Source organism: Comamonas sp. BIGb0152, from assembly GCF_024809975.1.
Classification (GTDB): domain Bacteria; phylum Pseudomonadota; class Gammaproteobacteria; order Burkholderiales; family Burkholderiaceae_C; genus Comamonas.
Map to the genome: position 1 here is coordinate 40,430 of NZ_JANUDY010000004.1, position 22,066 is coordinate 62,495.

Here is a 22,066-nt window from a genome sequence, read left to right on the forward strand (position 1 = left end):
CCAAGACATGCCCGAGAAAACGCCTGGCGCCCCCGCCGCCCAGCCACCGGCAGCGCAGGATGCCGCGCTCTGGAATGGGGGCTGGCTGGCCTCGGCCACGCATTGCCCCTCGCCCAATTTCGGCCCCCGGCCAGAAGGCGCTTGCACCGACTTGGTCGTCGTGCATTCCATCAGCCTGCCGCCCGGCATCTATGGCACGGGCGATGTGCAGCGCCTGTTCAGCAACCAGCTGGACTGGGATGCCCACCCCTACTTCCAAAGCATCCGGGGTTTGCAGGTTTCCTCGCATTTCTTCATCACACGGCAAGGCCTTGTGTGGCAGTTTGTCAGTGCCGACCAGCGCGCCTGGCATGCGGGCCAATCGTTCTGGCGCGGGCGCCCGCGCTGCAATGACGACTCCATCGGCATCGAGCTCGAAGGCCTGGAAGGCGAGCCTTTTGAGCCCGCCCAGTACCAGAGCCTGGTGCAGCTGTGCCAGCAGATCCGCGCGCACTACGCGATTGCCTACATCGCCGGCCATGAGCACATTGCGCCAGGCCGCAAGAACGACCCCGGCCCGGGTTTTAGCTGGCCGCAGTTGCAGCAGGACTTGGCTTGGCCGGCAACCATGTTCCCCGCCTCGCTCAATCTCTAAATTGGGCTATAGCACAACCCTCTAAACAGTCCGCATTTGTGCTGCATCGGCATGCCATGGAAGGCATACGCGCCACAAAAAACACAGCATTTCTCCACACTTGAAAAAATTTTTTGCAAGTGAAATGCCTATGTTTTACGCAGGCTCGCAACCCGGTTCCGCCAGAAAACACACGCACGGCGGTGGTTTGTCTGCGCAAAACACCACGCCATGCGCAGTCGCCGCTGTATTGCTGCGCAGCATGCGCATGCGCCCTGCATACAAAATGCACAAGGCGCCATACACTACAGGTAGTGTCCAGCGCTCAACAAAACACTACATGTAGTGTGATGCGGTATCCAGCGGCTCAGTGATACCGGCCCTCCGCAGCGCTGCTTCTCCTGCTTTTTGCACACCACAGAGAGGACATCATGCGCGCTGCTTCGCTTGCTGAAAATCGGGCCGACCCCGCCATTGGACCGCGTACGCTGGACGGATTCACGGTCTTGCCGGACTACCAGATCATGCGTCGCAACGGAGCCGTGGTGCCCTTCGATCCGCCCAAGATCACCACTGCCATCATGAAGGCCTTTTTGGCCGTGCACGGCAGCCAGGGCTCGGCGTCCGCCAGTGTGCGCGAAGTGGTGGAGAACCTGACCCACACTGTGGTGCGCGCGCTGATGCGCTCTCGCCCGGGCGGCGGCACCTTCCACATCGAAGACGTGCAAGACCAGGTGGAGCTGGGCCTGATGCGCGGCGGCAACCACGAAGTGGCACGCGCCTATGTGCTGTACCGTGAACGCCGCAACCAAGAACGTGCCCAGCTGCAGGCCCAGCACACGCCTGCCCAAGCGCAGTTAAGGGTGATGGACCAGGGCCAGCCGGTGGTGCTGGATGTCAAAAAGCTGCACGACCGCATTGCCGCGGCCTGCCAGGGCCTGGGCCCCGATATCGATCCCGCGCCGATCCTGAGCGAGACCCTGCGCAATCTGTATGACGGGGTCAATATGGATGAGGTGTTCAAGGCCTCGATCCTGGCAGCGCGCACCTTGATTGAGAAAGACCCGGACTACAGCCTGGTCACCGCGCGCTTGCTGCTGCACACCATCACGCGCGAAGTCATCGGCCAGGATGTGCCCTGCGCCGACATGGGCGCAGCCTACAGCCGCAACTTTCCAGGCTTTATCGCGCAGGGTGTGGCCCAGGAGCTGCTCGCCCCCGAGATGCTGAACTTCGATCTTCCGCGCCTGGCCGCAGCGCTTCAGGCCGAGCGCGATCTGCAGTTTGACTACCTGGGTTTGCAGACCTTGTACGACCGCTATTTTCTGCATGTGCGCCAGCAGCGCATCGAGCTGCCGCAGGCCTTTTTCATGCGGGTGGCCATGGGCCTGGCGCTGCAAGAGCGCGACCGCAATGCGCAGGCCATCGCGTTCTACGAGCTGCTGTCCTCGTTCGACTTCATGTCGTCCACGCCCACCTTGTTCAACAGCGGCACCCAGCGCTCGCAGCTGTCGTCCTGCTACTTGACGACGGTGGCCGATGACCTGGGTGGCATCTACGATGCCATCCGCGAAAACGCCCTGCTGTCCAAGTTTGCCGGTGGCCTGGGCAATGACTGGACCCCTGTGCGCGCCATGGGTGCGCGCATCAAGGGCACCAATGGCGAGTCACAAGGCGTCGTGCCCTTTCTCAAGGTCGTCAACGACACGGCCGTGGCCGTCAACCAGGGCGGCAAACGCAAGGGTGCCGTCTGCGCCTATCTGGAGAGTTGGCACCTGGATGTCGAAGAGTTTCTGGAGCTGCGCAAGAACACCGGCGATGACCGGCGCCGCACCCACGACATGAACACCGCCCACTGGATCCCCGATCTGTTCATGAAACGGGTCATGGAACAAGGCATGTGGACCTTGTTCTCTCCCTCTGATGTACCCGATCTGCATGACCGCTTTGGTGAGGACTTTGAGCGCGCCTATACCGCCTACGAAGCCAAGGCCGCCACGGGCGAGTTGGCGCTGAGCAAGGCGATTCCCGCCGTCGATCTCTGGCGCAAGATGCTCTCAATGCTGTTCGAAACCGGCCACCCCTGGATCACCTTCAAGGATGCCTGCAACCTGCGCTCGCCGCAGCAGCATGCCGGCGTCGTGCACTCATCCAACCTCTGCACCGAGATCACGCTCAACACCAGCGCCACCGAAACGGCCGTCTGCAACCTCGGCTCGGTCAACCTGGCGCGCCACCTCAAGGACGATGGCCAAGGCGGCATGGTGCTGGACCATGACAAGCTCAAGAGGACGATCAGCACGGCCATGCGCATGCTCGACAACGTCATCGACATCAACTACTACGCGGTGGACAAGGCACGCGACTCCAACCTGCGCCACCGCCCCGTGGGCCTGGGCATCATGGCCTTCCAGGACAGCCTCTACCAGTTGCACATCCCCTATGCCAGCGATGCGGCCCTGGAGTTTGCCGACAGCTCGATGGAAGCCGTCTGCTACTACGCCTACTGGGCATCGACCGAACTGGCCCGCGAGCGCGGCGTCTACAGCAGCTACCCCGGCTCGCTGTGGAGCCAGGGCATCCTGCCACTGGACTCGCTGGACCTGCTCACCCAGGCCCGGGGCCAGGCCGACTATGTGCAGGTTGACCGCAGCATGCGCCTGGACTGGGAAGCGCTGCGCCGCAAGATTGCGCAGGACGGCATGCGCAACTCCAACTGCGTGGCCATTGCCCCCACCGCCACCATCTCCAACATCGTCGGTGTCGATGCCTCCATCGAGCCCTCGTTCGGCAACCTCTCGGTCAAGTCCAATCTCTCGGGCGAGTTCACCGTCATCAACCAGTACCTGGTGCGCGACCTCAAAACGCTGGGCCTGTGGGACGATGTGATGGTCATGGACCTCAAGCATTTCGACGGCTCGCTGCGCCCCATTGATCGCGTGCCCCACGCACTCAAGGCCTTGTACGCCACCGCCTTTGAAGTCGATCCCGTCTGGTTGGTGGAAGCGGCCTCACGCCGCCAGAAATGGATAGACCAGGCCCAGAGCCTCAATATCTATATGGCAGGCGCCTCGGGCAAAAAGCTCGATGACATCTACAAGCTCGCCTGGGTGCGCGGCCTGAAGACCACCTATTACCTGCGCACCACCAGCGCCACGCAGGCAGAAAAATCCACCATCCAAAGCCGTGTGCTCAATGCCGTGCCCAGCAGCCATGCCATGCCAGCGGCCAGCGCTGTTGCGGCAGCATCCACGCAGACGGCGGCACCGGGCACGGATATCCGCTTTTGCGCCATCGATGACCCCGGCTGCGAAGCCTGCCAGTAGTTCCCGCTGATACCGACCCTGGCCGCAACCGAGGCCAACCACCAGGAGCACCCCTTCATGCTGAGCTTTGAAGAAGAATCCAAGGACTCGCTGGCCTCGCCGGCGACACAGGCTGCCCCCCCGCCCGCAGCTGCGGCAGGCAGCTTCAAACGGGTCCAAGCCGCCGACAAGCGCATCATCAACGCCAAGACCGATGTCAACCAGCTGGTGCCCTTCAAATACAAATGGGCCTGGGAGAAATACCTGGCCACCTGCGCCAACCACTGGATGCCCCAAGAGGTGAACATGACGCGCGACATCGCGCTGTGGAAATCGCCCCAGGGCCTGACCGAAGATGAGCGCCGCATCGTCAAGCGCAACCTGGGCTTTTTCGTCACCGCCGATTCGCTGGCCGCCAACAACATTGTGCTGGGCACCTACCGCCACATCACCGCGCCGGAGTGCCGGCAATTTCTGCTGCGCCAGGCCTTTGAAGAAGCCATCCACACGCATGCCTACCAGTACATCGTGGAGTCGCTGGGCCTGGATGAATCCGAGATCTTCAACGCCTACAACGAGGTCCCCTCCATCCGCAACAAGGATGCATTTTTGGTGCCTTTTATCGAGGCGATCATGGACCCCCATTTTCAGACCGGCACACCGCAAACCGACCAGACCTTGCTCAAGAGCCTGATCGTTTTTGCCTGCCTGATGGAGGGCCTGTTCTTCTATGTGGGCTTCACGCAGATCCTGGCCCTGGGCCGCCAAAACAAGATGACGGGCGCGGCCGAGCAGTACCAGTACATCCTGCGCGATGAGTCCATGCACTGCAACTTCGGCATCGACCTGATCAACCAGCTCAAACTCGAGAACCCCCACCTCTGGACTGCGGCCTTCAAGGACGAGATCAAGGCCTTGTTTATTCACGCTGTAGAACTCGAATATCAATATGCGGAAGACACCATGCCGCGAGGTGTGTTGGGCATGAATGCATCGATGTTCAAGGGCTACCTGCGCTACATCGCCAACCGCCGCGCAACGCAGATTGGCTTGGATGCTTTGTTCCCCAACGAGGACAATCCATTCCCCTGGATGAGCGAGATGATCGACCTGAAAAAAGAGAGAAATTTCTTCGAGACCCGTGTCATCGAATACCAGTCGGGCGGCGCGCTTTCCTGGGATTGACGCCGACCTTGAAGTGCAAACCCCGAAAGAATGTGGTTTTCCTGAGAGAAAACTGTGAAATTTGGCGTCTTTATTGAGGTTTGCACTATGCCAGTTGCTAGCAGCTGATGCACAATTCAGTTTGCTATCAAAACTTCGTGTCGAATTCAATCAGGCATGAAGTCTGCTTTCTAAATTGACCCGAAGGAGAAGAGCATGGCAACGTCCAAAGCAAGCAAGAAAACTGCTGACACCAAGGCACCTGCCAAGAAGGCAGTTGCAACCAAGGCAGCCGCCCCCAAGGCAGCTGCCAAGCCCAAGGCTGCGGCAAAGCCAGCAGCCACCAAGGCAGCTGCAAAGCCTGCCGCCAAGGCAGTCGCCAAAAAGGCCGCGGCCAAGCCCGCTGCTAAAAAAGTGGCTGCCAAGCCAGCCGCCAAATCCAGCGCAGCTGCCAAGCCCGCAGTGAAGAAGGCCGCCGCTCCAGCTAAAAAGGCTGCTGCTCCTGCCAAGAAGGCCGCTGCTCCAGCTAAGAAGGCTGCCGCTCCTGCCAAGAAGGCCGCTGCTCCAGCTAAGAAGGCTGCCGCTCCTGCCAAGAAGGCTGCTGCTCCAGCTAAGAAGGCTGCTGCTCCTGCCAAGAAGGCTGCTGCTCCAGCTAAGAAGGCTGCCGCTCCTGCCAAGAAGGCTGCTGCTCCAGCTAAGAAGGCTGCCGCTCCTGCCAAGAAGGCTGCTGCTCCAGCTAAGAAGGCTGCCGCTCCAGCTAAGAAGGCTGCCGCTCCAGCCAAGAAGGCTGCCGCTCCAGCCAAGAAGGCTGCTGCTCCTGCCAAGAAGGCCGCTGCTCCTGCTAAGAAGGCTGCTGCTCCTGCCAAGAAGGCTGCCGCTCCTGCCAAGAAGGCCGCTGCTCCAGCTAAGAAGGCTGCTGCTCCTGCCAAGGCTCCAGCACCTGCCAAGAAGGCCGCTGCTCCTGCCAAGGCTCCAGCACCTGCCAAGAAGGCCGCTGCTCCTGCCAAAGCTCCAGCACCTGCTAAGAAGGCCGCTGCTCCTGCCAAGAAGGCTGCGCCAGCCAAGGCTGCCGCTCCTACTGCAGCTGCTGCAGAACCGGTCAAGACCGTGCTCAGCACCAATGCTGCATGGCCTTTCCCGACCAACAGCCGCCCTCAATAAAGTTTGCCTTTCAGCGCACGGCCAGGCTTGTCGCCTGGCTCCGTTCACTGCAAACTTTCAGCCAAGGCAACGCATCGCGTTGCCTTTTTTGTTGCCCGCCTGCGGCCCTGCACGGGTTGCGCCTGCGCGCAGTGGGGAGCCGGTTCGCTGGTGCAGACAGGCATACTGCCTGGCCCTTGCGGTGCCGAGAAAAACCAGAGCTTTGCGCTATCCCGGGTACTCACCAGCACGGCATTGGCCGCGATGCATGCTGCGGCAAAACCCCGCCGGCAAGGCCACCGTTTGGTCCGCACCGTGCAACAGCAGCATTGCCTTTTGTGCCACCGCAGATACCGCACAATACGCGCTGTATGAACGACGTCTTTCCCACCCCGCCCCATCCCGCCAGCGCAGACACTGCGGCCATGGCGCGCCCACCCAGCGCAGCGCGCCTGCGCAAGATCCGCACGATCCTGGCCTCGGCAGAGCGGCACTTTGCACTGCTGGGTTTTGAAGGGGCGCCGCTGGAGCAGATTGCACAGGATGCGGGCTTTAGCCGCCACAACCTGCTGTACTACTACCCCAGCAAAGAGGCGCTGTACCAAGCCGTGCTGGCCTCGGTGCTGGATGACTGGTTGGGCCATATGACCGGCCTGTCCAAGGAAGGCGACCCCGCGCTGCAGATCCGCCGGTACATCCATGAGAAGTTCGAATTTGCGCGCACCCGCCCCTTTGGCAGCCAGCTGTTCACCAAAGAGATGATTGCCGGCGCGCCGTTCGCCGCCTCTGCGGTACGCGAACGCATCGCCCCGTTGCTGGCGGCCAATGTGGCCGCGTTCGCCCATTGGGCAGAGCAAGGCCTGATTGCGCCCGTCAATTTTCAGCACCTCATGTTCAGCATCTGGGCCATCACCCAGGGCTATGTCGACCAGCAGACCCAGTTCGCCCTGCTGCAGAACAAGGCAGCGCTGGATGCCAGCGACTACGCCCAGGCAGAGGCCCTGCTGGTGCAGATGCTGGCTGCCACCCTCCACATCCGCCTGCCTGACTGAGCGCGTTTTTACAGACTGCACGCGGCCGCATGGGGCCGCATCGGGGCCCGTGCTGCGGCGACCTGGCCCTGTCCCGCACACGGGCATTCGCAGCCTGGCGCCTGCGCGGTGGATGACGCGCCTTCACCGCGCTTAATCATATTTAATAGCAACAGCATCAATCTGCATCGGCGATTGCGCGATTCCCGCTGAGGGGCTTCGTGATCAGGCAGCGCTGCAGATGGGATTTTTTCAGCCCTCCGCTCTTGAACTGTCATCAAATGACCTTATTATTAGCACTCGAAGGGGTAGAGTGCTAAAACCACCGCTTCTCAGACATTTTTGCGTATTTGGCTCGGCGGCTGCCGGGCCATCTTTCATCAAAACCTGGTATTGAAATTGAAGGAGTTGTTATGAACCTGCGTCCTCTGCACGATCGCGTGATCGTTAAGCGTCTGGAAAACGAAACCAAGACCGCTTCGGGCATCTACATCCCTGACAACGCTGCTGAAAAGCCAGACCAAGGCGAAGTGCTGGCCGTCGGCCCCGGCAAGAAGAACGACAAGGGCGAACCGATTGTTCTGAACGTGAAGGTCGGTGACCGCGTGCTGTTCGGCAAGTACTCTGGCCAGACCGTCAAGGTCGATGGCGACGAGCTGCTGGTGATGAAAGAAGAAGATTTGTTCGCTGTTGTCGAGAAGTAATGCAGCGGCGCTGCTGCCCATGGCAGTGGCGCGCTCAATGCCCGGTCTCGGGCACCTCTCCCAGTTTTCATAGCTGCTGCCCCCTGCGCAAAATGCGCACCAGCAGCCCCATTGATTCAGATTTTAGGAGCCAAAAATGGCAGCAAAAGACGTAGTATTCGGCGGTGAAGCACGTGCACGCATGGTTGAAGGCGTGAACATTCTGGCTAACGCCGTCAAGGTGACCCTGGGCCCTAAAGGCCGTAACGTGGTGCTCGAGCGCTCCTTCGGCGCCCCTACCGTGACCAAGGACGGCGTGTCCGTGGCCAAGGAAATCGAGCTCAAGGACAAGCTGCAAAACATGGGCGCCCAGCTCGTGAAGGAAGTGGCCTCCAAGACCAACGACATCGCTGGTGACGGCACCACGACCGCTACCGTGCTGGCCCAAGCCATCGTGCGCGAAGGCTCCAAGTACGTAGCCGCTGGCCTGAACCCCATGGACCTCAAGCGCGGTATCGACAAGGCTGTCGCTGCCCTGGTGGAAGAGCTGAAGAAGCAATCCAAGGCTACCACCACCTCTAAGGAAATCGCCCAAGTCGGTTCGATCTCCGCCAACTCCGACGAATCCGTGGGCAAGATCATTGCTGACGCGATGGACAAGGTCGGCAAGGAAGGCGTGATCACCGTGGAAGAAGGCAAGTCCCTCGACAACGAACTCGACGTCGTTGAAGGCATGCAGTTCGACCGTGGCTACCTGTCGCCTTACTTCATCAACAACCCAGAAAAGCAAGCCGCGATTCTGGACAACCCCTTCGTGCTGCTGTTCGACAAGAAGATCAGCAACATCCGTGACCTGCTGCCTACGCTCGAAGCCGTGGCCAAGGCCGGCCGTCCTCTGCTGATCGTGGCAGAAGACGTCGAAGGCGAAGCACTGGCCACCCTGGTGGTCAACACCATCCGTGGCATCCTGAAGGTCGTGGCTGTCAAGGCCCCTGGCTTTGGCGACCGTCGCAAGGCCATGCTGGAAGACATCGCCATCCTGACCGGTGGCAAGGTGATCGCTGAAGAAGTGGGCCTGTCGCTGGAAAAAGTGACCCTGGAAGACCTGGGCCAAGCCCAACGCGTCGAAATCGGCAAGGAAAACACCACCATCATCGACGGTGCTGGCCAAGCTGCTGAAATCGAAGCCCGCGTCAAGCAAATCCGCGCACAGATCGAAGAAGCGACCAGCGACTACGACCGTGAAAAGCTGCAAGAGCGCGTGGCCAAGCTGGCCGGCGGTGTTGCCGTGATCAAGGTCGGCGCTGCCACCGAAGTCGAAATGAAGGAAAAGAAGGCCCGCGTGGAAGACGCCCTGCACGCAACCCGCGCTGCTGTGGAAGAAGGCATTGTGGCTGGCGGCGGCGTGGCATTCCTGCGCGCACGTCAAGCTGTGGGTGACCTCAAGACCGGCAATGCCGAGCAAGACGCCGGTATCAAGCTGATCCTGAAGGCCATCGAAGCGCCTCTGCGCGAAATCGTGGCCAACGCCGGTGGCGAGCCATCGGTGGTGGTGGATGCCGTGCTCAAGGGCACCGGCAACTACGGCTTCAATGCTGCCAACGACACCTACGGCGACATGCTGGAAATGGGTATCCTGGACCCCACCAAGGTGACCCGCACCGCACTGCAAAACGCTGCCTCCGTGGCTTCGCTGCTGCTGACCACCGAGTGCATGATCGCTGAAGCCCCCAAGGCTGAAGGCGCAGCTGCCATGCCTGACATGGGCGGCATGGGTGGTATGGGCGGCATGGGCATGTAATTGCCAAGGCTGTCATAGCGCATACCAAGCCCGCAAGAGCCCTTGCGGTCTTGGTGCCAGACACCAAAAACCCGGCACCGTCAAGGTGGCCGGGTTTTTTTATGGCGTATTAATAAGGCCCGCAAGACAGCCCTGTCGCGCTGGGCATCTAACGCTCAGCGACCCGCGCGCTCCAGCATGGCATGCAGCAGCACATTGCAACCTGCGGTGATGTGCTCGGGCTTGGCGTCTTCAATCTCGTTGTGCGATATGCCATCCTTGCAGGGAATGAAGACCATGCCTGCAGGCGCCAGGCGCGCCATGTAGACGGCATCGTGGCCTGCGCCCGAGACGACATCCATGTGGGAGTAACCCAGCATCTGCGCGCCACGCCGCACGGCATCGATGCAGTCAGCGTTGAAAGGCTGCGCGGTGTAGCTGGACACCAGATCGATCTTGATCGGCAGCCCCGTCTTTTGGCTGATGCGTTCGGCCACCGCGCGGATGTCCTGGTCCATGGCCTCGCAATCGGCATCGGTCGCGTTGCGCAGGTCAATGCTGAATTTCACCTCGCCCGGAATCACATTGCGGCTGTTGGGATGCACATGCACCATGCCCACCGTGCCGCGCCCGTGCGGCGGGTGGCGGTGGGCGCAGGCCACCACTTCCTGCATCACCTGGGTGGCGACCTGCAAGGCATCCTTGCGCAGCGCCATCGGCGTGGGGCCGGCATGCGCCTCCATGCCCGTCACGGTGCAGTCATACCAGCGAATGCCGAGCACACCGGTCACCACGCCAATGGTTTTGTCGTGGTCCTCCAGCACCGGGCCTTGCTCGATATGGGTTTCAAAGTAGTAGCCAATCGGGTGGTCACCGGGTTCCTGCGGGCCGATATAGCCGATGCGCGCCAGCTCGTCCTGCACGCTTTTGCCGTCAGTATCTTTGGCCGCATAGGCATGCTCCAGGCTGAAGGCCTTGGCAAACACGCCCGAGCCCATCATCACCGGTACAAAGCGCGAGCCCTCCTCGTTGGTCCAGAAGGCCACCTCAATCGGCGCCTCAGTTTCGATGCCATGGTCATTGAGCGTGCGCACCACCTCAATGCCGGCAAGCACGCCGTAGTTGCCGTCAAACTTGCCGCCCGTGGGCTGGGTGTCGATATGGCTGCCGGTCATGATCGGCGGCAGGCTGTTGTTGCGGCCCGGGCGGCGCATAAAGCCATTGCCGATCTTGTCGATGGTGACGGTCATGCCCGCCTCCGTCGCCCAGCGGGTCACCAGGTCGCGTCCCTGGCGGTCCAGGTCGGTCAATGCAAGGCGGCATACGCCACCCTTGGGAGTCGCACCAATCTGGGCCAGCTCCATCAGCGAAGCCCAGAGCCGGTCCCCATTGATGCGCAGCTGGCTGGTATCGCTCTTCACTTTCGTGTCCATGTTCGATCTCCTTGTTTCATTGCGCGCGTGCAACCGCCGTGGGCGCCGTCTCTTGCGCGCGCTTTTGCACCGCCTGGAAGTTGGGGCCGAAGGCCGGCCGCTTGAAATACTGGCCCGCACCCTTCTCGGCCCGCAGATCGCCAAGGGCATAGACGACCCGGCCTCGGCTGATGGTGTGGCTGGGCAAACCCGTCACCTGCCGGCCTTCAAAGATGTTGAAATCGCCCTTGGAGTGCTGGGTCTTGGCCGACAAGGTCTTGGTGGCCTTGGGGTCCCACAGCACCACATCGGCATCGGCGCCCACACCGATAAAGCCCTTGCGTGGGTAGACGTTGAACAGCTTGGCCGTATTGGCCGAGGTGATGGCGACGAACTCGCTGGGCGTCAGGCGCCCGGTGTTCACCCCTGCATCCCAGACCACGGCCATGCGCTCTTCAACGCCACCGGTGCCATTGGGCGTCTTGGCAAAATTGTCCTTGCCCACCGCCTTTTGCTCCGCGCAGAACGTGCAGTGGTCCGTCGCCGTGGTGTGCAAATGCCCCGCCTGCAGCCCGCGCCACAGCGCTTCCTGGTGTTCCTTGGGGCGGAACGGCGGGCTCATCACATAGGCGGCGGCCGTCGCGTAGTCGGGATGGCGGTAGACGCTGTCGTCAATCGTCAAATGGCCGGCCAGCACCTCGCCGTAGACGCGCTGGCCGCGCGCCCTTGCGCGGGCAATGGCGTCTGCCGCTTCAAGGCAGCTCACATGCACCACATAAATGGGCACGCCCAGTACATCGGCAATGGCAATGGCGCGGTTGGCGGCCTCGGCCTCCACCATCGGCGGGCGCGACAGCGGATGGCCCTCGGGGCCGGTGATGCCCATGCGCGCCACCTCCTGCTGCAGCAGGTAAACCAGCTCGCCGTTTTCGGCATGCACGGTGGGCATAGCGCCCAGCTCCAGCGACCGTTTGAAGCTGTTGACCAAGGTTTCGTCGTCGCACATGATGGCGTTCTTGTAGGCCATGAAGTGCTTGAAGCTGTTGATGCCCTCGTCGCGCACCAGCACGCCCATGTCCTCGCGCACCTGCTCACTCCACCAGGTCACCGCCACATGGAAGGAGTAGTCGGCCGCCGACTTCTCTGCCCAGCCGCGCCACTTGCGGTAGGCGTCCATCAGCGGCTCCTGCGGCGCTGGAATCACAAAGTCGATGATGCTGGTGGTGCCACCGGCCAGGCCAGCGGCAGTACCGGTGAAAAAGTCGTCGGCCGTGACCGTGCCCATGAAGGGCAACTGCATGTGGGTGTGCGGATCGATACCGCCGGGCATCACATACTGGCCGCTGGCATCCAGGGTTTCGGTGCCGGCAGGCGCCTGGGCCGCAGCCCCCTCACCCACGGCCGCAATCTTTCCGTCCACCAGCAGCACATCGGCACGCTCTTCGCGGTCGGCATTCACGACGGTACCACCACGGATGAGAAGGGGGTGGCTGGCTGTGCTCATCATGTCTCTCCTTTGTTCAGGTCTCAAAAACGGCAGCTGCTGCGCTCAAGCGCGCCGCAACATGGCCTGCGAAGCCACCACATGGCTGGCCATGCCGATGCGGTAGACCACACCGGCAATGAACAGGCCAATGAACCAGGCATAGGCATACAGGTCTTTGAAGAGGGTGCCTACATTGGGAAAACTGGCAGGAAACGCCGCATTCAGAAAGCCCGGAATATTGGGCGCCACGCCGCAGGCAAACGCGGCAACGGCCACCCAGTTCCAACCATTGGAATAGCTGTATTTGCCGCCTTCCCGGTAGAGCTCGTCCACATCCAGCTGGGTGCGGCGGATGAGGAAGTAGTCCACCATCAAGATCCCGGCAATCGGGCCCAGCAGCGCCGAGTAGCCAATCAGCCAGGTGAAGATATAACCCTGGGTGGACTCCAAAATCTTCCAGGGCATCATCAGGATGGCAATCGCCACGGTGATATAGCCGCCGGTCCGGTAGCTGATGCGTTGGGGGTTAAGCGCAGAAAAGTCGTAGGCAGGGCCCACCAGGTTGGCGGCCAGGTTGACGCTCACCGTATCCACCAGCAGCACGATGAGGGCGATGAGTACCGCAGCGCCCGTCATGCGCGCCGCCACATCCACCGGATCCCACAGCGCCTTGCCATAGATGACGACCGTGGCCGAGGTGACGATCACCGCCAAGGCGGCCAGCAGACCCATGGGCACCGGCAGGCCAATGGCCTGGCCCAGCACCTGGTCGCGCTGCGAGCGGGCAAAACGGGTGAAGTCAGGAATGTTCAGCGCCAAGGTGGCCCAGAAACCAATCATGGCCGTGAGCGACGGCCAGAAGGTGCCCCAGAACTGGCCCGCCTTGGCTTCACCGGCCGCAAAGGCCGACGGCTTGCTCAGGATCGGGCCAAAGCCGCCCGCCTTGTCATACACCCACCACAGCAGCACAAAGCAGATGACGATCTTGGCCGGTGCGGTATAGGTCTCCAGCTTGCGGATGGACTCGATGCCATGCACCACAAAATAGAACTGGATGGCCCAGAAGACCAGGAAACAGACCAGCTGCGCCACATTGATGCCCAGCCACGTGATCTTCTCGCTCTCCAGCGGATGGCCAATGATCACGCCCAGCAAGGTGTAGATCATCAGGCCGCCAAACCAGGTCTGGATGCCATACCAGCCGCAGGCCACCAGGGCGCGCAACACCGCAGGCAGCTTGGCGCCCTGGGTACCGAAGGAGGCACGGGCCAGCACGGCGTAAGGGATGCCATATTTGGCGCCTGCATGCCCTATGAGCAGCATCGGCACCAGCACAATCAGGTTGGCCAGAAAGACGGTCATGACCGCCTGGAACGCCGACATCCCCCCTTCGACCAGGCTGGCGGCCAAGGTGTAGGCGGGAATGCACATCACCATGCCTATCCACAATGCCGTGAAGTGGTACCAGGTCCACGTTCGCTGCGAGGCTTGCGTGGGTGCGAGGTCGTCGTTCCAAAGGCCGCCGGCTTCATGGCCGGTGGCACCCCCTGCTTGCGCGTCATGGGACATGGCTCACTCCTTGAGAGGTGTTATCAATAGGTTCTAAGCGTCCAAATCAAAATCCGAATCCAAAGTCTTGCGTTCCATCCTGTAGCACACCGGGTCATGCAAAAAGCGCGCCATCTGGGGGGGATAGCGCGCCCACCATTTAAGGTGACACCTGCGCGGCCACCCGTGCCGGGTTGTTGGGGTGGGTGGTCCAGTTGGCGTACTCGCCGGTGACGGTCTTGCCGGTGCGCGCATCCACCTCGCCGGGCTGCAGACTGCGCATGGAAATCGTGTCGGGCACCGGGCAGATAGAGACACAGAGATTGCACCCCACGCATTCGGCCTCGTTCACCTCAAAGCGGCGCTCACCCGCATCGCCCTTTTGGTAGAAGATGGCCTGGTGCGAGGTGTCCTCACACACCACATGGCAGCGCCCGCACTGGATGCAGCTGTCCTGGTAGATGACGGCCTTGTCGATGTGGTTGAGGTTCAGGTCCTTCCAGTCCCTGACGGTGGGCACCGCACGGCCTTGGAAGTCATCGATGGTCTTGAAGCCATGCGCGTCCATGTAATGGGACAGGCCATCGCACATGTCCTGCACGATCTTGAAGCCATAGACCATCGCAGCGGTGCATACCTGCACTGTGCCGCAGCCCAGCGCAATATATTCAGCCGCATCCCGCCAGGTGGTGATGCCGCCAATGCCGGAGATCGGCAGGCCCGCAGTCTGTGGATCGCGCGCAATCTCGGCCACCATGTTCTGTGCAATCGGCTTGACGGCCGGGCCGCAGTAGCCGCCGTGCGAGCCTTTGCCATCGGTGCTGGGGTGCATCACCAAGGTGTCCAGGTTCACGCCCATCACCGAGTTGATGGTGTTGATCAGCGACACCGCATCCGCCCCTCCCGCCTTGGCGGCCCGCGCCGGAAAGCGCACATCGGTGATATTGGGCGTGAGCTTGACGATCACCGGCAACCGGCTGTAGTGCTTGCACCATTCGGTCACCATCTGGATGTACTCCGGCACCTGGCCCACGGCCGCGCCCATGCCGCGCTCGCTCATGCCATGGGGGCAGCCAAAGTTCAGTTCAATGCCATCGGCGCCCGTGTCTTCCACCATCGGCAAGATGCGCTTCCAGCTCTCCTCCACGCAAGGCACCATCAGCGAGGCAATCAGCGCGCGATCGGGCCAGGCCCGCTTCACCCGGGTCATCTCCTCCAGGTTGATCTGCAGCGGGCGATCGGTGATCAGCTCGATGTTGTTCAGCCCCACCACGCGCCGGTCCTGCGACATCAAGGTGGAGTAACGCGGCCCGTTGACGTTGACCACATGCGGGTCCTCGCCCAAGGTCTTCCATACCACGCCGCCCCAGCCCGCTTCGAAGGCGCGGGTGACGTTGATCTCCTTGTCGGTCGGCGGCGCGGATGCCAGCCAGAAGGGATTGGGGCTGCGGATGCCCAGAAAATTGCTGCGAATATCGGCCATGGCGACTCCTTGGTTCGGTGAAAACAGGGCTTGGCGCGCGCCCTCAGGCGCTGATGCCCACTTCGCGCATCAGCATGCGGTGCATGGCGCCTGCGGCGCGTTTGCCGTGCTCCACGGCCTCCACCGTCAGGTCACGCCCGCCCCAGCGGCAGTCGCCCCCCGCCCACACCCGCTCCAGGCTGGTCTGGCCGTCATCGTCCGTCTCGATCCGCCCCCCTTTGAGGGCAATGCGCGAACCAGCTGGCTCCGCGACATAGCTCTGACCGATGGCCTTGAGCACCATGTCCGCCGCCAGCACCGTGGTCTCGCCAGTGGTTTGCAGCTTGCCATCCACGACTTGGGTGCTGGCCAGGCGGATGCCGGAGACGGCACCGTTGTCCACCAGCACTTCCTGCGGCGCCGCCCACAGGCGGATCGTCACGCCATGGGTCTGCGCCCATTGCTGCTCTACGCTCGATGCCGACATGGCATCCTGGCCGCGCCGGTAGACGATGCTCACCTCTTCTGCACCCAGCAAGCGGGCCTGAACGGCCGCATCGACGGCCGTCATGCCGCCGCCAATGACCACCACGCGCCGGCCCACAGGCACGGTGGCTTTATCGGGCGCCTGGCGGATGTCAGCAATGAAATCGACCGCATTGCGCAGGCCCTGGGCCGCCGGCTCGGCAATGCCCAGGTCATTGACCCCCGCCAGGCCCAGGCCCAGAAACACCGCGTCATGGCTGGCCAGCAGGCTGTCCAGGCTGAAGTCCCGCCCCAGCCGCTGGTTGTTGCGCGGGGCAATGCCGCCGACTGACAGCAGCCAGTCAATTTCCTTCTGCGCAAAATCGTCAGTGGTCTTGTAGCTGGCCAGGCCGTATTCGTTCAAGCCGCCCAGCTTGGGCTTGGCATCGAGCAGGCTGACATCATGGCCTTGCAGGGCCAAGAGGTGGGCACAGGCCAGCCCGGCCGGGCCTGCACCCACAACCGCCACTTTCTTGCCCGTCGGTTCGGCCCGCTTGAACAGCGGCGCGCCGCCTGCGGCCATGAAACGGTCGGTGGCATAGCGCTGCAGCGCGCCAATTTCCACCGGCTTGTCCTCGTTCGTATTGCGCACGCAGGCTTGCTCGCAGAGCACCTCGGTGGGGCACACCCGGGCGCACATGCCGCCCAGCGGGTTCGATTCAAGAATGGTCTTGGCGGCGCCCCGGATATTGTCCTGCGCGATGCGGGCGATGAAACTGGGCACATCGATGCTGGTCGGGCAGGCCGTGGCGCAGGGTGCGTCGTAGCAGTAGTAACAGCGCTCGGCTTCGATCGATGCCTGCGCCCATGTCAGCGGCGGGTGCGCATCCGAGAAATTTTCAGCGTACTGGTCCGCGCCAAGCCGTCCTGCGCGCACACCGCATCCCTTGGGTCCGTTCATGACTCATCCTCCTCGACTGGGTTACCAGCGCGAGTGCGAACAGCACCATGAGCATGCCGCCTGCGACCGCGCCACTGCATCTACAACCGGTCCGGCGAATGGCATGGCTGCGCCATCCATTCACCGCCAAAGCTGCACCAACCAGGGAGGGTTCATCAGGCCCTCATCGTGGGTGTTTTATCTATCCTGCGCCGCTGTTTTCGCAGCACTTATGAACCTATTAAATGCCTGAATAAAATTTTACGCACTGGTAAAAACACTAGGCTATGACAAACGGTGGATATGTCGCGCCCTGCAGGGCAAGACGACGCAGCACTCGAAGGGAATGCGATTTTTTGCGCATCCGGTGGGATAGGAAAAGCCGGCAATGCGGGCATGGCCGCCCGCATGCGGTGCGGGTTTGGCACGACCTTGCGGCACGGGGTTGTGTGCACCTGAAAGCCACGCCTGGTGGCACCGGCGGGCAGAGTTTCGAACCCGGCTCCGCTGCTTTCCGGCTTGTGGCACTGAAGCATGCGCTGCATCAGACCCGGCCATGCGCAGCACCGGGCCTGGGTGATCCGCTGCTTTTACGCCATGCCATCAGACCAGGAGGCATCCAGGGGCTGTTAGCGACATGGCCCGCACATGGCGCGCAGTCAGCGATAATGATAACAATTCCCATTTGCGTGTGTAGCAGGCTTGCGTCCCAGAGCGCGACGACGGCATCCACCGGTTGCGAAGACCTTCCCTCCCTTTTAGCAACGGCCGTCTGGTGTTTGAGCGCTACTACCGCGAACTGCTGAACTTTCTGTCCCGATCTGTGCAGGACCGCGACACGGCGGCCGATCTGGCCCAGGAGAGCTATGCCCGCGTGCTGGCGGCGCAGCAAAGCGGCCAGGCCGTGCAAGACCCGCGCGCCCTGCTCTACCGAACCGCCCGCAATCTGGTCATCGACCAGCACCGCCGCAGCAGCATTCGTGCCGAGCTGGAGACATCGCCTGCATCGGCAGATGAGGCATCCGGACTGGAACACTTGGCGGGCCCGCGCAGCCTGGAGCCCGAGACCATCCTGGCCTCGCGCGAAGGCCTGGCCGCCATGGTCGCCACCATCGACCAATTGCCACCGCGCTGCCGCGAAGCCTTTATGCTCTACAAGTTCGACGGCCTGAGCTATGCCCAGATCGCCGAGCAGATGGGTATATCGACACGCACGGTAGAGATGCAGCTGCAAATCGCGATGGACGCCTGCTGGCGTTGCCATGACCGGCTCGATGGCATCCCACCGACCGTCCCTGGACGCGCGCGCAGCAAACGCGCCCAACCATGAGCAGTCCATGTTGGCCTCCAGAATCCAGAATTGACCACGAGATGAACGCACCGCCCCAGCCACCAGACAACACCGCTGGCCTGCGCCAGCAGGTGCTGGACTGGTTTGTCCGGCGCCAGCGCGAGGCCTGGAGCGCGCAAGACGAACAGGCCTTTGTGCAATGGTTGCAGGCCGATGCCCGCCATCGCTCTGCCTATCGGCAGTGGGAGCAGTATTCGGCCGCGCTGGATGCGATGCCCGCTGACACCCTCGCCCAGCTGCGCCGCAATCTGGCCCGTGACAAGGCGCAACTGGCGGCCACGCAGCCGCCTACACTCCCTGCTGCTGCAGCCGTCACGGCCCTGCGCCGCCGCTGGGTGCTGCCATCGCTGGGCATGGCTGCGGCGATTGTGATGACCACCGGCACCGGGCTGCTGGCCTGGCAGCACTGGCAGGCTCAGCCCGTGTTCAAGCAAGCCTACGCCTCGCAGCGCGGCCAACAGCTGGAAGTGCAACTGCCCGATGGCAGCCAGCTGCGCCTGGACACTGCTACCCGGTTGGAGGTGAGCTACTACCGGGAGCGCCGCGAAGTGCTGCTGCACGACGGCCAGGCCGTGTTCAGCGTGCAAGCGGATACGCAGCGCCCCTTCCATGTGCTGGCCGGCCCGGTGGGCATCACCGTAGTCGGCACCCGGTTTTCCGTGCGCTACACGCCGGGGCTGGCGGGCAGCGATGGCGTGCGGGTAGGAGTGGAAGAAGGCCAGGTGCGGGTGCTACGCCGCGATGGCGCGCCCGGCCCCGCATGGGCGCAGATCGCCGAGGCCCAGACCTTGGCTGCCGGCCAGCAGATCAGCGCTGACAGCCAAGGCAGCCTGAGCCCCATCCAGCAGGTCGCCGCCGAAGGCATTGCCGCCTGGCGCGAGCACCGCATCAGCTTTGTCAACACGCCGCTCTCGCAAGCGCTGGCGGAGTTTGAGCGCTATGGCAGCACGGGCCTGTCGATCCACGACCCGGCAGTCGCCGCGCTGCGCCTGAGCGGCACCTTTGACCCCAGCGACACCCAGACCCTGCGCAAGGTACTGCCCCATGCGCTGCCGGTGCGGCTGCAGCAAGTGGCAGGCGGCCTGGAGATACGCGCTGCGCGTTGACCTCCCGGCCCCGGCAAAAATTTTTAATAAATTTTCGCAGCCACTACCGTATTTCTCGCCACTCGTGCGTCTACCTCAGTAGGAATGATTTGCATTGACTACTTTGAGGACCCTCATGCCGTATCCCCTCTTGCGCCCCGCTCCGCTGGCTTTGGCCATTGCCCTGGCCTTGGCTACCGCCGGCGTACATGCGCAAAGCGCAGCGCTGCCTACCACGCCGCTGGCCTTCAGCATCCCGGCCCAGCCGCTGGCCGAAGCGCTCAATGCCTGGGCACGGCAAACGCGCATCCAGCTGATCGCCCAGCAAGGCCTGGTGGCCGGCAAGCGGGCACCGGCCATCGTGGGCAGCTTGACGCCGAACCAGGCCCTTGACCGCCTGCTGGCCGGCACCGGCCTGGTGGCGACGGTGGAAGGCCAGGCCGTGGTCATCAAGGCCGCATCGCTGGGCGAGGAAGGCGCGACCCTGGCCACCGTTACCGTGACGGCAGATGCCCAGCGCGATGGTGCCACCGAAGGCAGCGGCAGCTACACCCAGCGCGGGCCCAGCGCCACCGCCACGGGCTTGAGCCTGAGCTTGCGCGAGACGCCGCAGTCGGTGAGCGTGATGACGCGCCAGCGCATGGACGACTTCAAGCTGGACACCTTGACCGATGTGATGGAGCAGACGCCCGGCATCGGCACCTACCGCCAGGGCAATGCCACCGATTTCCAGGCGCGCGGCACCTCGGTCAACCTGCAAACCGATGGCATGAGCCAGGTGCGCAGCGGCTGGTACTACCTGACCAGCACCCTGTTCTCGCTCGATGACATGGCCGAGATCGACCACATCGATGTGCTCAAGGGCTCCTCAGGCCTGGTGGTGGGCAAGGGCGAATACGGCGCCACCGTCAACATGGTGCGCAAGCGCCCCACCCGCAGCTTCCAGGCCAGCGTGCAGGCCAGCGCCGGCAGCTGGGACAGCTACCGCGCCCAGGCCGATATTGGCGGCCCGCTCAACGAAGCGGGCACGCTGCGCGGCCGCCTGGTCGCATCGGCCACCGATGCCGGCAGCTTTCGCGACCATGAAGACAGCCAAAGCAAGATGCTGTTCGGCACCCTGGAAGCCGACCTGAGCCCCGACACCTTGCTGAATGTCGGCTTTACCTACCGCCAGCGTGCGGCCCATGGCATCGGCACCACCCAACCCATCCAGGGCTACACCCGAGCCGGCGTCAAAACGCCCGACCGTCCACGCTCGTTCAACACCGGTGCCCCCTGGGGCGGCTATGACCAGGACGCTTTGAACCTGTTCGGCAGCCTGGAGCAGCGCCTGGGCAATGGCTGGACGAGCAGCCTCAAGGTCTCGCACCAGCGGGTGGCCATGGACGACATGTTTGCGGGCTACCTGTATGACCAGGACCGGCTGAACTATGGCCGCTGGACGGACATGCGCAACAACAACTGGACCGTGAACCTGGACATCAAGGGCCCCTTCAGCCTGCTGGGCCGCCAGCACGAGCTGCTCGCTGGCATCGGTATCTCGCGCTTCCAAAGCAGCGTCAAACTGCCTTTGAACGCGCTGACCCTGCTGCCCCTGGCTGGCCTGGGCCTGAGCTACGACCAAGGCGGCGCCTACCTGCCCGAGCCCGACACCAGCAGCTGGACCTATGGCGACAACCGCTTCAGCCAAAAGCAGCGCTACGCCTATGCGGCGGGCCGCTTTCAACTCAGCGACCCGCTGCAGCTGATCGCCGGCTTGCGCGTGACCCGGTTCGAAGAGCGCGACACCACCCCCTACTGGTGGAACTACGACATGAACGAGAGCGCGGTCTACACGCCCTATGCCGGTCTGGTCTATGACTTCCACCCCAACCTGTCAGCCTACGCCAGCTATGCGAGCATCTTCCAGCCCCAGACCTCGCAGGACGAGCAAGGCCGCACCCTCAAGCCCGAAGAAGGCAACACCTATGAGATCGGCATCAAGGGCGAGTTCTTTGACAAGCGCCTGAACGCCAGCATCAGCCATTACTGGATCAAGACCAAGAACACCGCCGAAGAAACCGGCGGCCTCACCCCGGGTGGCGACACCGCCTACCGCTCCGTTGCATCGGCGACGCGCCACGGCTGGGAGCTGGAGCTGTCGGGCGAGTTGGCGCGCGGCTGGCAAGCCCAGGGCAGCCTGGTGCGGCAGAACAGCTCGCTGAGCAACACCAGCCAGTACCCCGAGTACCAGTTCAAACTGGGCAGCACCTACCGCTTTGATGAAGGCGCGCTGCGCGGCTTGACCGTCGGTGCGTCCACCCGCTGGCAGGACAAGACCTCCGTCAGCAACGGCGCCGCCACCTTGGCGCAAAGCAGCTACGCCCTGCTGGACCTGATGGCCCGCTACCAGGTCGACAAACAGCTGTCCTTCAGCCTGAACATCAACAACGCTTTGGACAAGCAGTACAAAGCCGGCGTGAACAACTTCAGCGCCATCGGCCTGTTCTACACCTGGGGCGCTCCGCGCAGCGTGAATGTCGGTATGCGTTATGACTTCTGATGGGTCGCCCTAGCCTGGCCCTGGGTCGGGGGCTCTAGCCGCGCAGCCATGCTGACGGC

15 protein-coding genes are annotated in these 22,066 nt (G+C 62.7%); 10 read left to right on the forward strand and 5 right to left on the reverse strand.

The features are described 5' to 3' along the window. Nucleotides 1-7: 7 nt before the first annotated feature. The 7 genes from ampD (at nt 8) to groL (ending at nt 9,737) form a co-directional block, all read left to right on the forward strand. Nucleotides 8-634, forward strand: a complete 627-nt coding sequence (gene ampD / locus M2375_RS09305; protein WP_259165409.1) for a 1,6-anhydro-N-acetylmuramyl-L-alanine amidase AmpD — start codon at nt 8-10, stop codon at nt 632-634. Nucleotides 635-1,044: 410 nt separating this feature from the next. Beyond that, entirely contained in the window at nt 1,045-3,939 is a 2,895-nt protein-coding gene (locus M2375_RS09310; protein ID WP_259165411.1) for a ribonucleoside-diphosphate reductase subunit alpha, read from the forward strand. A gap of 57 nt (nt 3,940-3,996) precedes the next feature. Further along, nucleotides 3,997-5,103: a ribonucleotide-diphosphate reductase subunit beta gene (locus tag M2375_RS09315; RefSeq protein ID WP_259165412.1), complete on the forward strand. Its 1,107-nt coding sequence runs from the start codon at nt 3,997-3,999 to the stop codon at nt 5,101-5,103. 195 nt (nt 5,104-5,298) lie between these two features. After that, entirely contained in the window at nt 5,299-6,243 is a 945-nt protein-coding gene (locus tag M2375_RS09320; protein WP_259165413.1) for a hypothetical protein, read from the forward strand. Between the two features lie 350 nt (nt 6,244-6,593). Further along, nucleotides 6,594-7,274 carry a TetR family transcriptional regulator C-terminal domain-containing protein gene (locus M2375_RS09325; RefSeq protein WP_259165414.1) on the forward strand — a complete coding sequence of 227 codons (681 nt, stop codon included), beginning with the start codon at nt 6,594-6,596 and terminating at the stop codon, nt 7,272-7,274. A 392-nt stretch (nt 7,275-7,666) separates the two neighbouring features. After that, nucleotides 7,667-7,957, forward strand: a complete 291-nt coding sequence (locus M2375_RS09330) for a co-chaperone GroES (RefSeq protein ID WP_259165415.1) — start codon at nt 7,667-7,669, stop codon at nt 7,955-7,957. A 136-nt stretch (nt 7,958-8,093) separates the two neighbouring features. Then, entirely contained in the window at nt 8,094-9,737 is a 1,644-nt protein-coding gene (groL, locus tag M2375_RS09335; RefSeq protein WP_259165416.1) for a chaperonin GroEL, read from the forward strand. Between the two features lie 155 nt (nt 9,738-9,892). Here groL and M2375_RS09340 read toward each other — a convergent pair whose 3' ends face one another. The 5 genes from M2375_RS09340 to M2375_RS09360 form a co-directional block, all read right to left on the reverse strand. After that, nucleotides 9,893-11,149: a Zn-dependent hydrolase gene (locus tag M2375_RS09340; RefSeq protein WP_259165417.1), complete on the reverse strand. Its 1,257-nt coding sequence runs from the start codon at nt 11,147-11,149 to the stop codon at nt 9,893-9,895. Between the two features lie 16 nt (nt 11,150-11,165). After that, nucleotides 11,166-12,632: a dihydropyrimidinase gene (gene hydA, locus M2375_RS09345; protein WP_259165419.1), complete on the reverse strand. Its 1,467-nt coding sequence runs from the start codon at nt 12,630-12,632 to the stop codon at nt 11,166-11,168. A gap of 45 nt (nt 12,633-12,677) precedes the next feature. After that, complete coding sequence (locus M2375_RS09350) at nt 12,678-14,183, reverse strand: NCS1 family nucleobase:cation symporter-1 (protein WP_259165420.1); 1,506 nt, start codon at nt 14,181-14,183, stop codon at nt 12,678-12,680. A 139-nt stretch (nt 14,184-14,322) separates the two neighbouring features. Then, on the reverse strand, nt 14,323-15,645 hold the full coding sequence (gene preA / locus M2375_RS09355; protein ID WP_259165421.1) for an NAD-dependent dihydropyrimidine dehydrogenase subunit PreA: 1,323 nt from the start codon (nt 15,643-15,645) through the stop codon (nt 14,323-14,325). Nucleotides 15,646-15,688: 43 nt separating this feature from the next. Continuing rightward, entirely contained in the window at nt 15,689-17,050 is a 1,362-nt protein-coding gene (locus M2375_RS09360) for an NAD(P)-dependent oxidoreductase (RefSeq protein ID WP_259165423.1), read from the reverse strand. Between the two features lie 754 nt (nt 17,051-17,804). Here M2375_RS09360 and M2375_RS09365 point away from each other — a divergent pair. The 3 genes from M2375_RS09365 (at nt 17,805) to M2375_RS09375 (ending at nt 22,007) form a co-directional block, all read left to right on the forward strand. Beyond that, complete coding sequence (locus M2375_RS09365; protein WP_259166030.1) at nt 17,805-18,359, forward strand: sigma-70 family RNA polymerase sigma factor; 555 nt, start codon at nt 17,805-17,807, stop codon at nt 18,357-18,359. A 41-nt stretch (nt 18,360-18,400) separates the two neighbouring features. Beyond that, nucleotides 18,401-19,486 (forward strand): FecR domain-containing protein, encoded by a 1,086-nt coding sequence (locus tag M2375_RS09370; RefSeq protein ID WP_259165425.1) that lies wholly within the window; start codon nt 18,401-18,403, stop codon nt 19,484-19,486. A 115-nt stretch (nt 19,487-19,601) separates the two neighbouring features. Continuing rightward, on the forward strand, nt 19,602-22,007 hold the full coding sequence (locus tag M2375_RS09375) for a TonB-dependent siderophore receptor (protein WP_259165426.1): 2,406 nt from the start codon (nt 19,602-19,604) through the stop codon (nt 22,005-22,007). The last annotated feature ends 59 nt before the right edge of the window (nt 22,008-22,066 follow it).

Excerpts from the sequence above, each read along its gene's own strand:
- ampD (WP_259165409.1), top strand. The coding sequence starts at position 8 with ATGCCCGAGAAAACGCCTGGCGCCCCCGCCGCCCAGCCACCGGCAGCG.
- M2375_RS09310 (WP_259165411.1), top strand. The coding sequence starts at position 1,045 with ATGCGCGCTGCTTCGCTTGCTGAAAATCGGGCCGACCCCGCCATTGGA.
- M2375_RS09315 (WP_259165412.1), top strand. The coding sequence starts at position 3,997 with ATGCTGAGCTTTGAAGAAGAATCCAAGGACTCGCTGGCCTCGCCGGCG.
- M2375_RS09320 (WP_259165413.1), top strand. The coding sequence starts at position 5,299 with ATGGCAACGTCCAAAGCAAGCAAGAAAACTGCTGACACCAAGGCACCT.
- M2375_RS09325 (WP_259165414.1), top strand. The coding sequence starts at position 6,594 with ATGAACGACGTCTTTCCCACCCCGCCCCATCCCGCCAGCGCAGACACT.
- M2375_RS09330 (WP_259165415.1), top strand. The coding sequence starts at position 7,667 with ATGAACCTGCGTCCTCTGCACGATCGCGTGATCGTTAAGCGTCTGGAA.
- groL (WP_259165416.1), top strand. The coding sequence starts at position 8,094 with ATGGCAGCAAAAGACGTAGTATTCGGCGGTGAAGCACGTGCACGCATG.
- M2375_RS09340 (WP_259165417.1), bottom strand. The coding sequence starts at position 11,149 with ATGGACACGAAAGTGAAGAGCGATACCAGCCAGCTGCGCATCAATGGG.
- hydA (WP_259165419.1), bottom strand. The coding sequence starts at position 12,632 with ATGAGCACAGCCAGCCACCCCCTTCTCATCCGTGGTGGTACCGTCGTG.
- M2375_RS09350 (WP_259165420.1), bottom strand. The coding sequence starts at position 14,183 with ATGTCCCATGACGCGCAAGCAGGGGGTGCCACCGGCCATGAAGCCGGC.
- preA (WP_259165421.1), bottom strand. The coding sequence starts at position 15,645 with ATGGCCGATATTCGCAGCAATTTTCTGGGCATCCGCAGCCCCAATCCC.
- M2375_RS09360 (WP_259165423.1), bottom strand. The coding sequence starts at position 17,050 with ATGAACGGACCCAAGGGATGCGGTGTGCGCGCAGGACGGCTTGGCGCG.
- M2375_RS09370 (WP_259165425.1), top strand. The coding sequence starts at position 18,401 with ATGAACGCACCGCCCCAGCCACCAGACAACACCGCTGGCCTGCGCCAG.
- M2375_RS09375 (WP_259165426.1), top strand. The coding sequence starts at position 19,602 with ATGCCGTATCCCCTCTTGCGCCCCGCTCCGCTGGCTTTGGCCATTGCC.